The 18,847-nt window shown below is 71.5% G+C and carries 13 protein-coding genes; 6 read left to right on the top strand and 7 right to left on the bottom strand.

What is annotated here, in order from left to right:
• Window positions 1-79: 79 nt before the first annotated feature.
• Window positions 80-1,459, bottom strand: coding sequence for a polysaccharide biosynthesis protein (locus G448_RS16255; RefSeq protein WP_051268922.1), 1,380 nt, complete (start codon window positions 1,457-1,459; stop codon window positions 80-82).
• A gap of 229 nt (window positions 1,460-1,688) precedes the next feature.
• Between G448_RS16255 and G448_RS0110555 the strand changes: the two genes are divergently transcribed.
• Window positions 1,689-2,570: a glycosyltransferase family 2 protein gene (locus G448_RS0110555; protein WP_026407947.1), complete on the top strand. Its 882-nt coding sequence runs from the start codon at window positions 1,689-1,691 to the stop codon at window positions 2,568-2,570.
• Window positions 2,571-2,623: 53 nt separating this feature from the next.
• Window positions 2,624-4,048, top strand: coding sequence for a sugar nucleotide-binding protein (locus G448_RS0110550; RefSeq protein WP_034495179.1), 1,425 nt, complete (start codon window positions 2,624-2,626; stop codon window positions 4,046-4,048).
• Between the two features lie 42 nt (window positions 4,049-4,090).
• On the opposite strand, the gene G448_RS0110545 is transcribed toward G448_RS0110550, so the two are convergent.
• The 5 genes from G448_RS0110545 to rfbA all read right to left on the bottom strand — a co-directional run bounded on the left by G448_RS0110545 (window position 4,091) and on the right by rfbA (window position 10,360).
• Window positions 4,091-5,338 carry a lipopolysaccharide biosynthesis protein gene (locus G448_RS0110545; protein ID WP_026407945.1) on the bottom strand — a complete coding sequence of 416 codons (1,248 nt, stop codon included), beginning with the start codon at window positions 5,336-5,338 and terminating at the stop codon, window positions 4,091-4,093.
• 100 nt (window positions 5,339-5,438) lie between these two features.
• The gene (locus G448_RS0110540) at window positions 5,439-6,311 is read right to left on the bottom strand and encodes a LicD family protein (protein WP_026407944.1); all 873 of its coding nucleotides are present in this window, start codon (window positions 6,309-6,311) and stop codon (window positions 5,439-5,441) included.
• 165 nt (window positions 6,312-6,476) lie between these two features.
• Window positions 6,477-7,487 carry a DMT family transporter gene (locus G448_RS0110535; protein ID WP_026407943.1) on the bottom strand — a complete coding sequence of 337 codons (1,011 nt, stop codon included), beginning with the start codon at window positions 7,485-7,487 and terminating at the stop codon, window positions 6,477-6,479.
• Between the two features lie 10 nt (window positions 7,488-7,497).
• Window positions 7,498-9,336, bottom strand: a complete 1,839-nt coding sequence (locus tag G448_RS0110530) for an NTP transferase domain-containing protein (RefSeq protein ID WP_026407942.1) — start codon at window positions 9,334-9,336, stop codon at window positions 7,498-7,500.
• Window positions 9,337-9,487: 151 nt separating this feature from the next.
• Window positions 9,488-10,360, bottom strand: coding sequence for a glucose-1-phosphate thymidylyltransferase RfbA (gene rfbA, locus G448_RS0110525; RefSeq protein WP_026407941.1), 873 nt, complete (start codon window positions 10,358-10,360; stop codon window positions 9,488-9,490).
• A 97-nt stretch (window positions 10,361-10,457) separates the two neighbouring features.
• On the opposite strand from rfbA, the gene manA reads away from it, so the two are divergent.
• Complete coding sequence (gene manA, locus G448_RS0110520) at window positions 10,458-11,651, top strand: mannose-6-phosphate isomerase, class I (RefSeq protein ID WP_026407940.1); 1,194 nt, start codon at window positions 10,458-10,460, stop codon at window positions 11,649-11,651.
• A 38-nt stretch (window positions 11,652-11,689) separates the two neighbouring features.
• Here the strand turns inward: manA and G448_RS0110515 are convergent, their stop codons facing one another.
• Entirely contained in the window at window positions 11,690-12,433 is a 744-nt protein-coding gene (locus tag G448_RS0110515; protein ID WP_026407939.1) for a TIGR03089 family protein, read from the bottom strand.
• A gap of 475 nt (window positions 12,434-12,908) precedes the next feature.
• Here G448_RS0110515 and G448_RS0110510 point away from each other — a divergent pair, with 475 nt between their 5' ends.
• From G448_RS0110510 to G448_RS0110500, 3 genes are read left to right on the top strand one after another with little or no spacing between them, the layout of a single operon-like run.
• Complete coding sequence (locus tag G448_RS0110510) at window positions 12,909-13,166, top strand: WhiB family transcriptional regulator (RefSeq protein WP_211228010.1); 258 nt, start codon at window positions 12,909-12,911, stop codon at window positions 13,164-13,166.
• Window positions 13,163-17,248, top strand: coding sequence for a glycosyltransferase (locus G448_RS0110505; RefSeq protein ID WP_026407937.1), 4,086 nt, complete (start codon window positions 13,163-13,165; stop codon window positions 17,246-17,248). Before G448_RS0110510 ends, G448_RS0110505 begins: the two co-directional genes overlap by 4 nt.
• The gene (locus G448_RS0110500; RefSeq protein WP_051268920.1) at window positions 17,245-18,771 is read left to right on the top strand and encodes a DUF5719 family protein; all 1,527 of its coding nucleotides are present in this window, start codon (window positions 17,245-17,247) and stop codon (window positions 18,769-18,771) included. The genes G448_RS0110505 and G448_RS0110500 overlap by 4 nt, the downstream gene beginning before the upstream one ends.
• Window positions 18,772-18,847 lie beyond the last annotated feature (76 nt).

The raw sequence follows: 18,847 nt of genomic DNA, 5'->3' as shown, positions 1-18,847 counted from the left end.
CGGCGCTCGATGCGGGGCCTGCTGGGTGCTGGGGCCATGAGATGTCGTGGGTTCGGCGGGGTCGTCGAACCTGCCGGGATCATCGGACCCGCCGTCCCTCGTCGGCGCGGACGATGGCTCGCAGATGGACGCAGATCCCGGTCAGGGGCGCCAGGCCCAGTGCGAGCGTCGCGCGGGGACTCACTCCCAGGGGCAGGATCCACAGGAGGAGAGCGGCCGCGACCGCCGCCAGGACCCACCCGAGTGTGTACGCCCGGTGGTTGTTGAGCGCGATCGTGGAGGCGCCCGTGAGCACGAGGGAGGCCATGCTGGCGGCGGCGAGCGTGAGGAATCCGAGTAATGGCGGTGACGGGTCGTACTGCGCGCCGTAGACGGCGCGCACGAGCCACGGGCCGACCGCCGCTACGACGATGGCGAGGAGGGCGCCGCCGGCCAGAAGGATGCCGAGGATCCTGAGCACGGAGGTCAGGCGCCTGGACGGCTCGGCATCGGCGATGGTGGTGATGAGCACGCCCTGGAAGGCCTGGAGGGGGATCATGATCGGGGAGCGCGTCACGCTGACGGCCAGGATGACGATCGCGACCTCGGCCGCGTCGGCCCCTGGCGAGGTGATCTCGAGGAGCGTGGGGAATCCGGTGACGAGTACCGCCCAGGAGGCCGAGCTGAGCATGGCCTGAAGGTTGAAGGACGTCAGCCGGGCCGTGCCGACGTCGGCGCGGGAGCCCGCTGGGGCCCGGACGGCGGGCACGAGGAGGAGCAGCAGCCACACCAGGGCGGGCGCCGCGGCCGCGGCCTCCAGGCCGATGAGGCTCGAGGCGATAATGGCGACGGCGAGCGCGAGCAGCAGCCGGAGCAGCGCCTCGGCGGCCATGAGGGCCGAGTAGAGGTTCCAGCGCCTGGTCCCGGCCAGTATCCCGGACAGGGATGCCTGACCGGCGTAGCCCCACACGCCCGCGGCGATGAGCGCGGCGATGAGCGGCCTGGTCGACGGGGTCAGCCTCGGCGCCCACGCCGGAGCCGCGAGAAGTGTGAGCAGGGCGATGACGAGACCGAGCAGCAGCGCGGTCGTGAGGATGCCGGCACGGCGGGGAGCGCGTCCGGGGGGCTCGGCGGATCCGGCGGACTCGGCGGTCCCGCGGATCCTGGCACCGGCCAGGGCGGCGCGAGTCGACTCGGTCTGGATGCCCGAGATCACGCCGAAGACTCCGAACATGAATCCCCAGAAGACCAGGAACTCCTTGTTCTGTGCGACCGTGAGCGTCCGGGCGGAGATCACCGTGATGAGCAGGCTCGACGCCGCGGCGGTGATCGATGCCGCCATGATCCCGGTGGCGTGCCCCGCGGTGACCCCGGTCCGAGGCTCCCCCGCGGCGTCCGGTCCCCCGTCCGTTGCGCTCCCCGCGTCCTCGGTGCCCTCAATGCCCTCGGCGGGGACCGAGGGGCCGTTGTGAACCGTCACCCGGCCAGAGTAGGCGCCGGGGGCGGGCGGACGGGTGAACGGGCGCTGTGATGCTCTGTGGACCTCTGCGAACGGCATGGGAGAAGCGGCGAGAGCGGGATCGGGCGGTCCCGTCGTGCGGGACCCGGGCGCGGGGCGCCGGTGCGGCGCCCGCGCGCGGATGACGGAGCACGTCGCCGCGCGATGCTAACCTAGCGGTAGCACAGACCGCATCGTGGAAGGCCCCTTCATGACTGTTGACATCCTCTTTCCCTTCTACGGCGATGTGGCCATGATGAAGGAGGCGGTCAGGTCCGTTCTGCGTCAGTCGAATCCCGACTGGCGGTTGATCGTCGTCGACGACGGCTACCCGGACGACTCGATACCCGGCTGGTTCGACTCCCTGGAGGACTCCCGCGTCACCTACATGCGCAATGAGACCAACCTCGGGGCCAACGGCAACTACCGCAAGTGCCTGACCTTCGTCGAGAACCCGCTCGTGCAGGTCATGGGGGCGGACGACGTCATGCTCCCCAACTACGTGGACTGGCTCGTCAGGGCGGCCGAGCGCCACCCGGACGCGGCTATCTTCCAGCCCGGTGTCTTCGTGATCGACGAGCACGGAGCGCCCTCCCACACCCTGGTCGAGAGGGTGAAGAGCTTCTACATGCCGTCCAGGAGGGTCCCGCAGGTGCTGCGCGGGGAGGCCCTCGCGGTCTCGATCCTGCGGGGCGACTGGCTCTACTTCCCGTCGCTGGCCTGGCGCGCCGAGACCATTCTCGGCATCGGCTTCCGGGAGGGGTACGACGTGGTCCAGGACATGGCCCTCGTGTGCGACGTCGCCATGCAGGGCGGCGGCCTGCTCTACGACCCGACCGCGGCCTTCCTCTACCGACGTCACTCGGGCTCCGACTCGTCCTGGCGCGCCCTGGAGGGCACCAGGTTCGGCGAGGAGCGTCGCTTCTTCCTCCAGATGGCCACCGAGATGGGGCGGCTCGGCTGGAAGCGAGCCGCGCGCGTCGCCCGGCTCCACATCTCCTCGCGCTTGCACGCGGGGTCCCTGCTCCCCAGGGCCGCGCTCGCCAGGAACATGGCCGGGGTGAAGAACCTGGGGCGCCACGTCGTCGCATGACCGGCAGCGAGGAACCACGAGGCGTCATGGGCGGCATTGATGGCGACATCGATATGCGTGTGCCCCTGAGTATCCACTCCACGCCGATTCCCGGCTTCCTGCGCCTGGACCTGACCGTTCACGGGGACGATCGCGGCTGGTTCAAGGAGAACTGGCAGCGCGAGAAGATGATCGCCCTCGGACTGCCGGACTTCGGCCCGGTCCAGAACAACATCTCGTTCAATGACGAGGTGGGCGTCACCCGCGGCATCCACGCCGAGCCCTGGGACAAGTTCGTCTCCGTGGCCACCGGCCGCGTCTTCGGAGCCTGGGTGGACCTGCGCGAGGGCCCGGGCTTCGGCGCCGTCTACACCTGTGAGATCGACCCGTCGGTGGCCGTCTTCGTGCCCAGGGGCGTGGGCAACGCCTACCAGACCCTCGAACCGGGCACGGCCTACACCTACCTGGTGAACGAGCACTGGTCGCCGGAGGCGGCCTACACCTTCCTCAACCTCGCCGACGAGACCGCCGCGGTGCCGTGGCCGATCCCGCTGGAGCGGGCGATCCTGTCGGACAGGGACCGGGCGCACCCGCGCCTGCCCGACGTCACGCCCTTTCCGGCCGACTCCGCCGATTTCGAGCACGGCCGACGCGTGCTGGTCACCGGCGCCCACGGCCAGCTCGGCCGTGAGCTCATGGCTCGGCTCCCCGCGGCCGGTTGCACCGCCACCGGTGTCGATCTGCCCGAGTTCGACATCTCCGACGCCGCGCGGATGGCGGCGGTGGACTGGTCCGCCTACGACGTCGTCATCAATGCCGCCGCCTGGACCGATGTCGACGGCGCCGAGACGCCGGACGGGCGCCGCCTGTCGTGGAGGGCCAACGCCACCGGCCCGGCGAACCTCGCTCGCGAGGCGATCCGGCACGGCCTGACCCTCGTGCACGTCTCCAGCGAGTACACCTTCGACGGCACCGCCGACCTCCACGTCGAGGACGAGCCCCCGAGCCCCCTGGGCGTCTACGGTCAGTCCAAGGCGGGGGGCGATGCCGCCATCCAGGCGGTGCCGAGGCACTATCTGGTGCGCACCAGCTGGGTGGTCGGCGACGGCGGGAACTTCGTGCGGACGATGGCCTCCCTGGCCGGGCGCGGTGTCGCTCCACGGGTCGTCGCGGACCAGACCGGGCGCCTGACCTTCACCTCGGACCTGGCCGCCGGAATCATCCACCTGCTGTCCGTCGGCGCCGAGCCCGGCACCTACAACCTGTCGGGCGAGGGGCCGATCGTGTCCTGGTGCGACGTCGCCAGGCGCGTCTACGAGCTCGTCGGTCGCAGCGCCGACGAGGTGACGCCCGTGACGACCGCCGAGTACTACGCGGGCCGGGAGGGCATCGCTCCGCGCCCCCTCAGCAGCGCCCTGGACCTGTCCAAGATCGAGGCCGCCGGCTTCACCCCGGGCGACTCCATGGAGCGCCTGGAGGCCTACGTGCCGACCCTGTGATCGGCCGGCCCGGGCCGAGTCTGGTGTTCGGCCGGCGGTCGGTCAGTCGTCGGAGGCCCCCGACGGCGCCCGCCGCAGTGCGAGGCGCACGCCCGCCAGGAAGGCGGCCGCGAGGATCGCCATGGCCCCGGCGTACGCGAGGGAGGCCCCCAGCAGCCCGTAGGTCGGCACGAGCAGGAGGCACAGGACGGTGATCGCGGCGGCGGCGATGATGTATCCGGCGAAGACGAGTCGCTGCAGCCGCATGGTGGTCAGGGCGTAGTAGAGGATCACGCCCGCCGCGTTGAGCGCGCCTCCGGCGACCAGCACCATGAGCTCGAGCATGGAACCGGAGACGTCCGTGCCGTAGACGAAGCCGAGGATCGGGGCGCCGACCGTGTAGGTGACCAGGGCGACCGCGATGAAGGCGACGAAGGTGCCCAGCAGGCCCCGCCTGACGATCGCCGCGAACCCGGCCCGGTCCGCGCCGATCCACCGGTCGGCCATCTGCGTGAGCAGCGGTCGGAAGATGACGAAGGAGAGCAGGTTGATGGTGAATGCCGGCATGAAGATGATCGCGAAGTATCCCTGCTGCGCGTTGTCGAGATAGCGGTCGATCGCGAACCGCGGGGCATTGGCGAGGTACAGCGCGATGAACGAGGCGAGGAACAGCGGCAGGCACTCGGCGAGGACCCTGATGATGGGGCGCGGCTCCCATCGGGGCCCCAGCGGGAACAGGCGCCTGGCGGGCGGCAGGTAGGCCCCCAGCATGACGACGAGGGAGGCGACCAGGGTGATCGCCGCGGCCGTGAGCATGCTCCCGCCGAGCGCGAGCACCACGGAGAAGACGCCGATGGTGGTCAGGGTGCGCAGGAAGCAGGCCTTTCCGGCGATATCCAGCCGTCCCTCCCTCTGCAGCTCGCAGTAGAAGACGTCCTCGAAGGCGTCGAACACGCGCAGACAGGCGATCAGGGCGATGAGCACCGCCGCCATGAGCCCGTCCCCGGACAGCGCCGCGGACACGATGATGCCGGCGACCATGGCTCCCACGGTCACCAGCCGAGTGGCCAGGTAGGTGCCGAAGGAGAAGCGGTGACGGGCGTCGGTGACGTGGTAGGTGCGCACCTCGTACATGCCCAGCGCCTGGAACTGCTGGCCGACGGTGTTGGCGATGGTGAACACCCCGGCCGCCTCGAGCCCGGCGGTGCGCTTGACGACCAGGAGCAGGACCGCCGTCGTCAAGGACAGCATGAGGGAGGCCACGGTGTTCCAGAAATAGTCGCGGGCCCGGGACTTCTCCGGTGCGGACATGCTCGTGCCTCCTGGGGGCTGTGGGCCGTGGGAACGGTGCGCACGCACGGATCGGCCCGCAGCTCGGGGACGCCGCGGGGCGTCATCATGGCGGGCTCCCTCAGGGGAGGGTACTCCCATAGGGGCCGAAGTCGACAACGTGCGGCTTGTGGTTCCTCCGCTGGTCCTCCGGCGGCAGCTCCATGTAGTCGCCGTAGCCACGGCGCAGCAGCGCGTCGTACTCGTGGGGCAGCATGACGGTGATGTCCTCGAAGGGAACCTCGCGGACGGGGAAGAGCTCGTCCCTCGTCAGCGCCCAGTTCTCCGGGTCGCGCATGGAGAAGTCCGCCATGCGCTTGGTCCGGACGTGCTCGTAGCGCCGGGCCGCTCTCTCCCAGCGGGACTGGAGGAATCGAGGAGTCAGGCCCAGGCCGCGCATTATCCAGTGAACGGTCGAGGTGACGGTGTAGATCGCCGCCCGCCGCGCCCCCGTGATCCCGATGAGATAGGGCCTGGGGGTTCCCCGCAGGAACAGGAGGCGCCCCCACAGCCAGGTGCGCCGACTCATGGCCCGGAAGGCGCTCGGGGAGTCCGGCACGTTGTCCACGGGCAGGATGTCCAGTGAGATCGGCATGCGGTAGGCCGAGTCCTTGGCGAACTCGGGGATCAGCAGTGTGTCCTTGAGGACGAGCTTGGAGAACATGAACGGGTAGTCGCGGATCGTGCGGGTGTTGTCGATCCGGAACTCCGCACCGAGCAGGTCGGGCGCCTCGCTGAGGAACCGCTCGTAGTCGCTGCGCGTCATCATGACGTCGACATCGTCGTCCCAGGGGATGAACCCCTTGTGGCGCACGGCGCCGATGGCCGTCCCGCCGTACACGGCGTAGGAGACGCCCAGCTGCCTGCACACGCGGTCGAACTCCGCGAGCATCCTGGTCAGCAGCACGTGAACCCTGCGCAGCATCTGCGGGTCGGCCCAGTCATCAGTCGTCATCCGTGGCTCCCATCGAGGTCGGCCGGCCCTCTCCCGGGCCGCCGGCCCGCATCCTCTCACAGGGCTCTCACAGCGGCCTAACCCGGTACTCGGATCTCCGGGGAAGGGCGCGTCGCCCGCTGAGCCGTTCCGCGGCCGCAGCGGGCGACGACGCCGTCACGGGTCTCAGGTCGGAAGCGCCGCGTCCCGATCGGGCTCGGGCCCGCACCCGTCCCCCGGCGCCCTGCGACCATCCGCCGACCCGCTCCTCGGCAACCGGATGATTCGCAGCTCGCGCCAGTCGGAGGTGGCCGCCAGCACGGTGCCCGTGAGGGTGACGACGCAGCAGACGATCTGCAGGGCGGTCGGCACGGTTCCCTGCAGGACCAGCGCGAAGACGACGGCCCACGCGGAGTAGGAGATGTTCAGCGCCATTCCGCGCGAGGCGCCGATGACGTTGATGGCCTTGTAGTAGAAGAGGTAGGACGCGGCGCCCGTGAGCGCCGCCAGGACGATCACGGCGGTGGCCGGTGAGATGGCGGCGCCGGCGGCGAAGCGGAACGCGCCCGAGACGGGGATCACGATGAGCAGGTAGGTCAGGCCCGAGGTGGTCTGGCGGATGTGGAGCGCCGTCTCGTTGTCGACGATGTCGTCCCGCATGCCCCAGGCCAGGAGAACCGCCTCGGAGCCCCAGCCGACCACGCATCCGAGCGCCGCGACCACACCGATCAGGGCCGAGCCGGTGGTCTCCTCGCTGGAGGAGGACCAGCCGATGACCGCCACGGCCGCCAGCGCCACCATGAGCGCCACGATCTGGCGGGGCCGCATGCGCTCGCCCAGTAGGAGGAAGGCCAGCAGTGTGCCGAAGGCGGGGTAGAACGTGGAGATGATCGCGGTGTAGCCCGGACCGATGTTGTTGATGGCGATGAGGTAACCGGTCATGCCGATCGGTCCGCCCAGCAGAGCGGCCAGCATGACGGCCTTGCCGCTGCGCGTCCTGATGGCGGCCGCCGTGTCCCGCAGGCGCCCGCGCGCCGCCATGTAGATCAGGAGGATGACGGCGCTGGACGCGTCGTGGAGGCCTGCGCTGGTCAGGGATGCGTGATCCCCGCCGACGAACGGCGCGAGCAGAAGGGCCATGCCGAGGACGACGGTATCGACGCCCCAGAGCATGCCGCTGAGAATTCCGTACTTCATGCTGCGCTCCTCATTCCGAAAGGGATTCCGCCGGCCCCGAGGGGGCGGTGGTCGGCTCTGCGGCCTCTGCGTAATCGGCCAGGAGCCAGTCGACATGGTCGACGGCGTGACGGTAGTAGATGAGGAGCCACTCGCCGACGTCGTCCCCCTCGGCCTCCTTGGCGAGCGCCCACACGTACCAGCACCAGCCGGCGAAGACCACGTAGGACCAGAAGTGGCGCCTCTCGCGCTCCGTGGGCGTTCGGCCGAAGTAGAACTCGAGCGCCTCATCCCCCCGGTCCAGCGGCAGCTGGGCGCACACCACCATGGTGCCGAAGTCGCTGGCGACGTCGGACATGCCGGCGTACTCCCAGTCGATGAGATCGAGGCGGCCGTCGGGGGAGACGAGGAAGTTCAGCGGGAAGAAGTCGTTGTGGCTCGGCGCCTCGGGGAAGCCGTCGGCGTCGGCGAACTCCTTGAGCCTCATGACCTTGTCGCGCAGCTCGAAGTACCTCGGGACGTCGATGGGGCCGTAGCCCTCGAGGATCCTCTCGTACGCCACCCCTTCCCGGACGAAGTCGAAGGTCCGGGTCAGGGTCCTGCCGGACTCGTGCAGCTCCCTGTCCATGCGCATGGCCTGCTCGAGCTCCTCCGGGCGGGAGGCGTCCAGGTTCCGCGAGTCGGGGATGAAGCGCGAGATCTTCCAGCCCTTGGCGGCGTCGCCGGTGACGAAGGTGCGATCGATGCCGAGGTCCCGGGCCAGATTCAGCGCCTCGAACTCGGCCCTCCGGTCGACGATCTTGTCCGTGCCGATGCCCGGGTGCCGGTAGACGTACTGCTCCTCACCCACGGCGAAGTGGCACGACAGGTTCGTGATGCCCTGCTTGAGCGGGTAGAAGTCGTGCACGTCGTTCTTGCGGCATCCCAGGACCGAGGAGATGTTCTCGAAGATCTCGGAGTCGAGGTTCTCCATGAACATGGGATCGAAGCCGCGGACCTCGTCGAGCGAGTCGAACTCGTTGATCACCCCGGCCGGGTACTGCCGGATGACCATGTCGAGATCCTTGACGTGCTCGATGTAGATCTGCTCCCACAGCTTGGGCGCCGTCTCGGGCAGGGCGTAGACCTCCTCCAGGATGCGTCGGAAGCCGGCCGAGAACGCGCGGTCGAAGTAGACGTGCCCCAGCATCGTCCAGGCGTCGTGACCGCCGACCGTGACGCCGGTGATCCGTCCGCCGGGACCGGTGGAGATGCACCACTCCTGGGTGGGGCCCTCGACGTACTGGGCCGAGTAGTAGGCCTGGTACACGTGGGAGTCGAAGGGGTTGGACGTGAAGTAGTCGTCCGAGGAGCAGACGTAGGTGTTGCCCAGGTCCTCTCGCACCACCCACAGCGAGCCGTTGTTGTTGCGGGCCACGTAGTCGTCGTTGACGACGATCTTGACCCCGAACCGGTCGGCCAGGTGGAAGAAGTACTCCTTCCTGTACCCGACGACCACCGTGATGTCGGTGATGCCCGCCGCGTGCAGCTGCTCGATCTGCCTCTCGACGAGGACCTCTCCGCGCACGCGCAGCACCCCCTTGGGGCGCTCGTAGGAGATCGGGGCGAAGCGCTCGGACAGGCCCGCGGCCATGATGACCGCGTTATCGACCCGGTAGGGCTCCAGCGCCCTCCTGCCGGCCTGCGTGATGCGCCGCTCGGCGATGTATCCGGCGGCCTCGCACATGCGCACGGCGGTGTTGACGCCGCCCAGCGACATCCGGGTCGTCTCCTGGATCTGGCGCTGCGTCAGCGGGGCGTCCGCGCGCGCAAGGGCGTACAGGACGTCGAATTGGGGCTGCGAGAGCGCGCCTGTCATCGGCTCTGTCATCGGCTTCACCATGTCCGTTCATTTTCCGGTGGGATCGGGGTGTGTTCAAAGGTAACGAATGAACTTCGAAAAGTGAACGTGGGGGGTGTCACTCTGCGCCCGCTCCCGGTCGCCGGGGCGCGTCCCGCGGCCGGTGCGAACGTCTCCGGGCTCATCGTCGCCCGCGGTCCAGCAGCCCCAGGAGGTAGGTCCCGTAACCCGACTTGGCGAGCGGCTCGGCGCGCCGGCGCAGACCCTCGTCGTCGATGAAGCCCATGCGCCAGGCGACCTCCTCGGGAGCGCCGATGTTGAGGCCCTGGCGGTGCTGGACGGTGCGGATGAAGCTGGTGGCATCGGCCAGGGAGTCGAAGGTACCGGTGTCGAGCCAGGCTGTGCCGCGGGGGAGAACCTCGACGGTGAGCCTGCCGGCCTCCAGGTAGGTGCGGTTGACGTCGGTGATCTCGTACTCGCCTCGCGCGGAGGGCTTGAGGCCCCCCGCGATCTCGACGACGTCGTTGTCGTAGAAGTACAGGCCGGGCACGGCGTAGGTGGAGCGGGGGCGGGCGGGCTTCTCCTCGATGGAGATCACCTTGAAGCTCTCATCGAACTCGACCACGCCATAGGCGGTGGGGTCGGCGACCTGGTAGGCGTAGACGACGCCGCCGTCGGGAGTGGTGTGTCGGCGCAGCCGGGTGCCCATACCGGGGCCGTAGAAGATGTTGTCGCCCAGGACCAGGGCGGCGCTGTCGGTGCCGATGAAGTCGGCGCCCAGGACGAAGGCCTGGGCCAGTCCGTTGGGCTCCTGCTGAACGGTGTAGGACAGGTTGACGCCGAGCTGGGAGCCATCTCCCAGGAGACGGTGGAAGGAGGGGGCGTCATGGGGGGTGGTAATGATGAGAACGTCCTGGATCCCGGCGAGCATGAGGGTGCTCAGGGGGTAGTAGACCATCGGCTTGTCGTAGACGGGTACCAGCTGCTTGGAGGTCCCCAGGGTGATCGGGTTGAGTCGCGTGCCGGAGCCACCGGCCAGAATGATTCCTCGCATGCGCTCAGTGTGGCCCATGCGTGCTTCCGGCGTCGCATCGCGAGCGCCGCGGTCGTCGTGCTGCGGCGCCCCGCGGGTAATGGGTTAGCGTGTTGTTATGGAGAGACTCATCGGTGCGCGCCAGTCCTATGACTGGGGCTCGACGACGGCCATCCCCGAGCTGCTCGGCGAGCGCCCCGATCGGCGTCCCTGGGCCGAGCAGTGGTACGGGGCCCACGCCTCCGGCCCAGCCGGTATCGCAGGAGGATCCGCTACTCTGGCCGACCTCATCGACGCCGACCCGCAGCGGCTGCTGGGCGAGGACGTCGTGAGGCGCTTCGGTCCCCACCTGCCCTTCCTGCTCAAGCTCATCGCTCCCGAGCGGGCGCTCTCGCTGCAGGTCCACCCCTCGCTGGAGCAGGCGGTCGAGGGATTCCGACTCGAGAACGAGGCGGGGCTGGCCCTCGATGATCCCGCCCGCTCGTACAAGGACGACAATCACAAGCCGGAGATGGTGCTGGCCCTGAGCCGCTACGAGGCCGTGGCGGGGTTCCGCGCCCCTCGTCGGGCCGCCGAGGTCCTGTCGGGCCTCGACTCCGCGCTCGCCCATCGCATGCGGCGCACCCTGCGTCTGAACCCGACCCGGTTCGGCATCCGCCAGGTCTTCTCCGAGCTCGTGTCCGCCGGGACCCGTCCCACGGCCGCGGAGATCGATGAGCTTGTCGAGGAGATCGCCGTGCGCCTGGAGCGGGGGGCCTCCCCCTCGCGGCGCGCGGACGCCAACGCCATGATCATGGCCAGGACCTTCCCGGGCGACCCGGGGGTGGCCGCGGCCCTGCTGCTCAACCCCGTCACTCTCCAGCCGGGCGAGGCCCTCTTCGTGCCCGCGGGCAGCGTGCACGCCTACATCAGCGGACTCGGTGTGGAGATCATGGCCTCCTCCGACAACGTGCTGCGGGCGGGGCTGACGAGCAAGCACGTCGATGTGCCCGAGATGCTCGCCTGCGTGGACTACGTGGCCGCTCCGCCGGTGCGGCCCGCGCCGGAGTACCTCTCCCGCGCCACCCGCGCCTACTACGCGCCGGTGGATGACTTCGAGCTGCTCGTGACCGAGGTCGTCCCCTCCGACGGCAGGGTGCAGGTGCCCGGACGCGGGCCCCGGATCGTCCTGGCGGTCGAGGGGGAGACGGCGATCACGACTCCCGGCGGCCGAGCGGCGCTCGCGCGCGGCCAGGCCCTGTTCATCGGGGCCGACGAGCGCGTGCTCGCCGTCGATGGGGACGGAGTCGTCGTCCAGGCCGACGTTCCCTGAGACCGGGGGCGAGCCGTCCGCCGGCGGACGGCTCGCGATCAGGCGCTGGACGCTCCCTCCTGACGCGCGGCCGAGGCGACCACGGCGGCGTCGGCGTCCGGCGACACCAGCACCGCCGTGAGCCCGGCCCTCCAGGCGGCCAGAACGCCCAGCAGCGCCTGCTCGGTCGTCCTCCGTTGGATCAGGAGGGCCCGGGCGCCCGTGGCGAGCGCCGCCTCGGCGTCGGCCCCAGGGGCGGCGGCGACCAGCGCGTCCCGGCTCACCGTGCGCGGCTCGCCGTTGCGGACGATCTGCAGGGCGGGAGCGGAGCCGTCCGTCGGGACGGCCGGGAAGCGGTCCGCGAGGGGCATGACATCGGCGACTCCGTCCAGCACCAGCGGCGGGAGGGGGCCCGGCCAGCGTGTCGCGAGGGATTCCATTGTCACAAGTACCTGAACGTCCGCTGAGGGAAACAACCAATGAATCCTGAATGCGACCGACATGCTGGGTGCCTCTTCTAGTAGGTTTCCTACAAGAGGATCGTCGGCGTCGAGCAGGACGGGCACGGCCCCCGCCAGCCAGGCCCCCGCGCACCACGTCATCGTCCGCCAGTGCGGCCCCATTCCCAGGTGCACGCCGGCGCCGAATCCCGCCTCCTCTGCGATGAGTCCCGCGCACTTGGCGTTCCACATGCTCAGGACGCGGCCGGTGAGTTCGACGCGTTCGTCGGGGGAGTACCACACCAGCCACGGGTGGGAGGAGTCGGAGGCGGAGGGCAGGGCTCGGGCGAGCGCATCGGGCATGGGGGAGATTCAAGCAAAAACCGGGTGCGATTCAAGCGTCCGCGCCACTGTCGCGCGTCGTCTCCCGAGACGGCTCGGGCGGTCGCGACGCGGGCGCGGGGAGGGGGTCCGGGTGCGGGCGCCGCGGGGACGCGACGACGGGCGCCGGGCCCGTGCGGGGGCCGCGCCGGGCCCGTGCGGGGGCCGCGCCGGGCCCGTGCCGGAGCCCGCCGGAGGGGGTGTCGAGGGGTGTGTAGAGGAACCCTCAAAATCCTGGCTCCGAGGGCGCTGTTATCGTTCCGTTACACGGACTTTTCGGCGGAATGACGCCGATGGTTACGATTGGGTGACATATCCCTCCCCGGCTTGACTCTCTTTGCTCACGCCCGTGTAATTCATGCGTAGTTACCTGCCCCTGACCTGAAGGGAAGCCAACGTGTGGAACATTCTCGGCGAGGGTCCTCTCGCGCGCACCGACGAAGCCGACGACGAGACCCTGCTGTTCCTCTTCGGCGGTGACGAGGTTGACGAGGGGCCGCTCGCGTGGCAGGAGCGCGCCCTGTGCGCGCAGACTGATCCCGAGGCGTTCTTCCCCGAGAAGGGCGGCTCGACGCGCGAGGCCAAGCGCGTGTGCGCGTCCTGCGAGGTTCGCGAGGAGTGCCTCGAGTACGCCCTGGCCAATGATGAGAGGTTCGGCATCTGGGGCGGCCTGTCCGAGCGGGAGCGTCGCAAGCTCAAGCGTCGCGCGGTATGAGCCCGGCGGGACCCGGCGCCCCGGCTGCTCGTACGACCGGGACCGAGGCGCTCGCGGTCGTGGTCACCGCGGGCGTCACGCCCTACCTGCGCCGGACCCTGCGATCCGTTGCCCGGCAGTCCGTGGAGCCCGAGGCCGTGATCGTGATCGACGTGGCCTCGCGTCACAACGGTCTGGGTGACGGAACGCCCGTCGAGGAGGTCGTCGCGGCCTCGGGGATCGATGCGCGCATGCGGGTTCGCGTCGTGCGCGCCCCCGACGCCAGGGGCTTCGGCGACGCGGTCGCCCGCGGCCTGGCCCTGTACTCCGAGCTCAGCGGGACCGGGACGCGCGGGCCCCGGGCCTCGTCCGATCGGCCCTCGGGCGCCGCGGACTCGAAGCGCTCGCGCGGCACGACGCGGCGCAGGGGGCGGGCCGCCGATCGCGAGGGCGGGAACGCCGGGAGCAGCAGAGCGAGCAGGGGCGGCAGGGGCTGGTTGTGGCTGCTCCACGACGATGCGGCGCCGGCCCCGGGATGTCTCGAGGCTCTTCTGGCCGCGGTCGCGGAGGCGCGCTCGGCCGCGCTGGTCGGGCCCAAGCAGGTCGATTGGGATGAGCCCGAGCACCTCCTCGAGGTCGGGCTGCGCACCACCGCGTCGGCGCGCAGGGCCAATGACGTCGTCGCGGGCGAGATCGACCAGGGCCAGCACGACGACCGCTCCGATGTCCTGGCGGTCGGCACCGCGGGCGCTCTCATCGACCGCGCCGTATGGGAGGAGCTGGACGGCACCTCCCCCGAGTTCCCGGTCTTCAACGACGGCCTCGAGCTGTCGCGCGCGGTCCGCCTGGCCGGTCATCGCGTCGTCGTCGTCCCGCAGGCCGTCATCCGCCACCGGCGCGCCAGCTACTTGGGGTTGCGCCCATCCCAGGGCGGGGCTCCCGAACGTCCCGCGGCGGACGCGGACGCGCTCCCCTCGGCGCCGTGGGCGCGGGCGGCGGATCCCGACCCGGACCGCTCCTTCCGCGCGCGCCGCATCGCCCAGCTCACCGCCTGGGCGACCTTCTCCGGCCGGCCCATCGGTCTGCTCCTGATCTGGTTCCTCATCCTGGGAATCGCCCGCTCCGGGGTGCGCCTGCTGACCAAGTCCCCGGCCCTGGCCCGTGCCGAGCTCGGGGCCGCCCTGACCGTCCTGCGCCGTGGCGGCGCCATCAGGCGGGGTCGCAGGCGCCTGGCCTCCCACGCCACCGTGCGCCGCTCGGTCCTGACCCGGCTCTACGTCCATGCCGCCGACATCCGCTCGGTGCGCCGCGACCGCCGGCGTCAGGAGCGCGAACGGGCCGCGCGCGCCGCGGCCCCCAGCGAGCTGGAGCTGCGCGAGCTCGCGGTGCTGGCCCGTCGTCGCCGCCTGTCGCTGACCGGCGTGCTCCTGGCGGTGGTCGTCGTGGCGGGAGCCGGCCTGAGCCCGCTGCTGGTGACGGGCTCCATCACCGGCGGCGCCTCGGTCGGCCTGGCCACCACCGGGCGCGCCCTGTGGGGCGCCGCCTGGGCGACCTGGGCCGCATCCGGTGACGGCTACACCGCCGTCGCCAACCCTCTGCTCGCGCTGCTCGCGCTGCCAGTCGCGGTGGCGAGCCGGTTCGGGCTCGACGGAGACGGATTGATCCGCCTGCTGATCCTGGCGGCGGTGCCGCTGGCGGCCCTGGGCGCCTGGTTCGCCGCGGGGACCATCACCCGACGCGTGGGCCTGCGGGCCTGGGCGGCGCTGACCTGGGCGCTGGCCCCCGCTCTTCTGCTGGCCGTGGGCCAGGGGCGGCTGACGGCCGTGCTGGTCCATCTCGCCCTGCCCTGGGCGCTGCTCGCGCTCGCGCGGGCCGTCGGCGCCGATCGGCGTGATGCGGTGCTCTCCGGTCTGGTCGATGCTCACCACGCCACCGAGCGGGAGAAGGCCGATCTCGACCGGTTCGCCTCGGAGCGCGTCGAGGACCTGGCCGCTCTCGCCGACGACTCGGATGACGCCGCGCAGTCGGACGGGACCGGTCCCGACAATGAGGTCGCCGAGGCCGACGAGGGCGCCGACGAGGGCGACGGTCCGGCCTCCTCCACGACGGATGCTGCGGCGACTGCGGTGATCGCGGCGACTGCGGTGACGAGGGATGCGGCGGACTCGACGGCTCCGCGTGAGCGCGCCGTCGCCCTGGCCCGCATCGTGGAGGAGAACGACGCCGAGTTCGGCTCGTCCGACCCGATCGCGGAGGCGCGGCGCTCCGCCGAGGACGACGAGGGCGACGGTCCGGCCTCCTCCACGACGGATGCTGCGGCGACTGCGGCGACGGAGGGTACGGCGGACTCGGCGGCTCCGCGTGAGCGCGCCGTCGCCCTCGCCGCGACCACCGAGCGCTACGGGCCCGGCTCGCCGACGGCCGCAGCCGTTGCCGGCATCCTCCTGACCCTCGTCGTCGCCGCCGCTCCGAGCACGGCGGTGGTCGTGCTCGGCTGCCTGCTGGTCCTCATGGCGGTGGTGCGGCACTCGGCCCTGCGCCTCGTCCTGACCCTTCTGCCCGTGGCCGCCACCGCGGCGCCCGCATGGTGGCACGCCGGGCGCCTCGTCTCGGCCGAGGGGATCGCCTCCGGACTGCGCTACCTGCTCACCGATGCGGGCGGCCCCGTGGCGGTTCCGGCGCCCTCGCCCCTCGATGCGCTCCTGGGCCTGCCCGTCGGCATGACCGCGCTCGTGACCGATCCCGCCGTCGCGCTGGTCGCCGGAGCGCTCCTGGCGATCCTGCCCGCGGTCGCGCTGTGCGGCCTGGTCGCCGGGGGACGACGCGGGCACCGGGCTCGGGCCGGCCTGCTCGGCGCTCTGGGCGGTCTGGGGCTCGCGCTGCTCGCCGTGCGCTCGATCACCGCGGTGGGCACCCTGCCCGACGGGACCGGATCGGTGACCGTCACCGGCTGGGCGGGCACTGGCATCACGCTGGCCACGGCCGGGCTGCTCGCGGCGGGCCTGGCCGGTGCCGACGCCGCCGGCGCGAGTCTCGTGCGACGCGCCGGCGGGTGGCGTCACCTCGTCCTGGCCGCGGCCACCATCGTCGGGCTCGTCGTCCCGCTGACCGTCGGAGTCTCCTGGGCGCTGGCCGCTCGCAACTCCACCGGTCTCGGCGCCGACGCCACCATCATGGCTCTGCGTCCGGGCGCGCAGCAGGTGCCCGTCATCGCCAGGGAGACCCAGCGCTCGGCCAGTGCCGGCCGCGTCCTGGCGCTGACCTCGACCCCGGAGGGCATGATCGTGCGCACCTGGCGCGGAGCGGGCACCCAGCTCACCGATGTCGTCCCCGACGTCCTGGCCGCACAGCTGCGCGACCGGCTCGCCGAGGACACCGGCAGCACCGCCTCGGCTGATTCGGCTGATTCGGCCGATTCGGCCGACCCGGTCGACACGGCCCTCGTGTCGGCGATCGCCTCCCATCCGTCGGGGATGACGCTGCGCATGGCGCCCGCCGATCCCGCCGATGCGGAGCTGGCGGACATCGTGACCCGTGCCACCACGGGTCAGGACGAGAGTGCCGCCGACGACCTGGCCGCCCACGGCATCGCCGTCGTCCTCCTGACCGACGCCCCCGGGGACGAGACCACCGCACTGGCTCGCGCGGGCCTGGAGTCCACGCCGGGTCTCGACCAGCTCGCGCAGACGGCCGCCGGCAACTCCTGGCGCGTCAGCCCGAGCGGGACCGCGGAGTCCTCGCGCGTCACCCTTCTGACGGCCGACGGCGCGCAGGAGGCCCTGCCGACCTCCGCCGGCGCCGGCATCGGTGTGACCGCGGACATACCCGACTCCCCCGAGGGACGGGCACGCACCCTCGTCCTGGCCGAGCGCGCCGACGCGGGCTGGTACGCCACCCTGAACGACGAGCCCCTCGAGGCGGTCGGCCTCCAGGACGCCACCGGCGGCTGGAGGCAGGCATTCGCCGTGCCTCAGGGCGGAGGGGAGCTGGTCGTCTCCCATCGGACCACGGCGGGCACGGTCTCCGCCCGCCTCATCTGGGCGACCTGGGCCATCACCGCGCTGGCCGCACTGCCCCTGCGGCGCAGGAGGACCGTCGCATGACCGAGATCCCCTCCGCCTCTCGCAGGACTGCGCGCCGTCGCCGAGTTCTCCGCCGCTCGGCGACCCTGATCGCCTCGGTCGTCCTGGTCGTCGGCCTGGCCGGCCTGACGTGGCTGGGCGGTCGCGTCCCGGCGCACCGGAGCGCCGATGTGACCGCAGTCAGTGTCCCCGCGCCGGCCGGAGAGATCGTCTACGCCTGCCACGCCGCTCCCAACAACACCCTGGGCGCGATCTCCGTCGGCAGAACGACCGCCACCACGACGCTGAGCAGTCTTGAGGAGGGGGCCGGCCTGACGTACAAGGGCGAGGCGCTGAGCAAGCCCGTCACCACGTTCTCCGAGGCCACCGGCGGCGTGCTGACGGTCGACCCGGCCGGGCGCAGGCCCATGGGCGCCGTGGGCGCGACGACCACGCTGAGCGCCGACGGGGACCTGCGCGGGCTCACCGCGGCCCCCTGCACGCCTCCGGCCGCCATCTCCTGGATCGTGGGAGGATCGACCGCGCTCGGATCGTCGGCCGAGCTTCGTCTGACCAACCCCGGCACCACATCGGTGACGGCCACCGTCCGCCTCTACGGCTCGGTGGGCGAGATCCCGCTGCCCTCGGGCGGCCAGGTGGTCGTGCCCCCGGGCAAGACCATGGGAGTCCTGCTGGAGGCGGCCGGCAATGATCCCCGCCTGGCGCTGAGCATCGAGTCCGTCGGGGGGACTCTCGTGTCCGCGTTGGCCACCGAGTCCCTCGATGGCGAGACCGCGGCCGGCACGGAGATCATGACGGCGGGCGCCGCTCCCGCCGCTGAGCTGACCATTCCCGGCGTCGTCCTGGTCGACGCGGCCGATCAGGGGGAGAGGACCCTCGATGCCGCCGCCGACGCGCCCGACTCCTCGGACGTCCCGGCGGTGCGCCTGGTCAATCCCGGCAGCGAGCCCGCGACCGCGTCGATATCGATGATCGGCCCGGACGGCGCACGGGCCCTGCCGGGGGCGGACTCGGTGGTCGTGGATCCGGGCGCGGTCTTCGACGTCTCCCTCAGCGGGGTGCCGGCGGGGGCGTACGGCGTGCACGTCAGCTCCGACATGCCGCTGGCGGGCGGTGTCCGGCTCGTGCGCAGCGCGGGCGAGTACCCCCAGCGCTCGGGCGCGCTGGTCCACGATGTCGGCTGGTCGCAGGCGGCCGCGCCCGACGCCGGGGAGGCCGGCTCCATCGCCCTGCCCCGGGCCGAGGGGCTGACCCCCCAGCTGGTGCTCACGAACTCCGGGGAGACCTCGACCACGGTGACTCTGTCCTCGGCCGACGGCACCTGGACCCAGGAGACGGAGGTCCCGGCCGGCAGCACCGTGACGCCCCGGGTGCCCGAGGGCGTCGCGGCACTGACGATCGCGGGTCCGCCCTCCCGGGAGGTGACGGCGGCCGCAGTGGTGACGGCGAAGGTCGACGGGGACGCCGCTGGCACTCTCATCGCGGTCGTACCGGCTGTGGCCGACTCAACGGCCCTGGCGGAGAGCCGCCTGCTTCTGCGCTGAGGCGCGCATCGGCTTGCCTCCCGCTCCGCTCGCCGATCATCTCGGTTCGGGAGCCGCACCGAGATCGGTTCGAGTC

Origin of the sequence: Actinomyces gerencseriae DSM 6844 (assembly GCF_000429265.1) — a bacterium.
Taxonomy (GTDB): domain Bacteria; phylum Actinomycetota; class Actinomycetes; order Actinomycetales; family Actinomycetaceae; genus Actinomyces; species Actinomyces gerencseriae.
The sequence above is the reverse complement of the archived record's forward strand: the minus strand, read 5'-3'. Positions and strand labels throughout refer to the sequence as shown.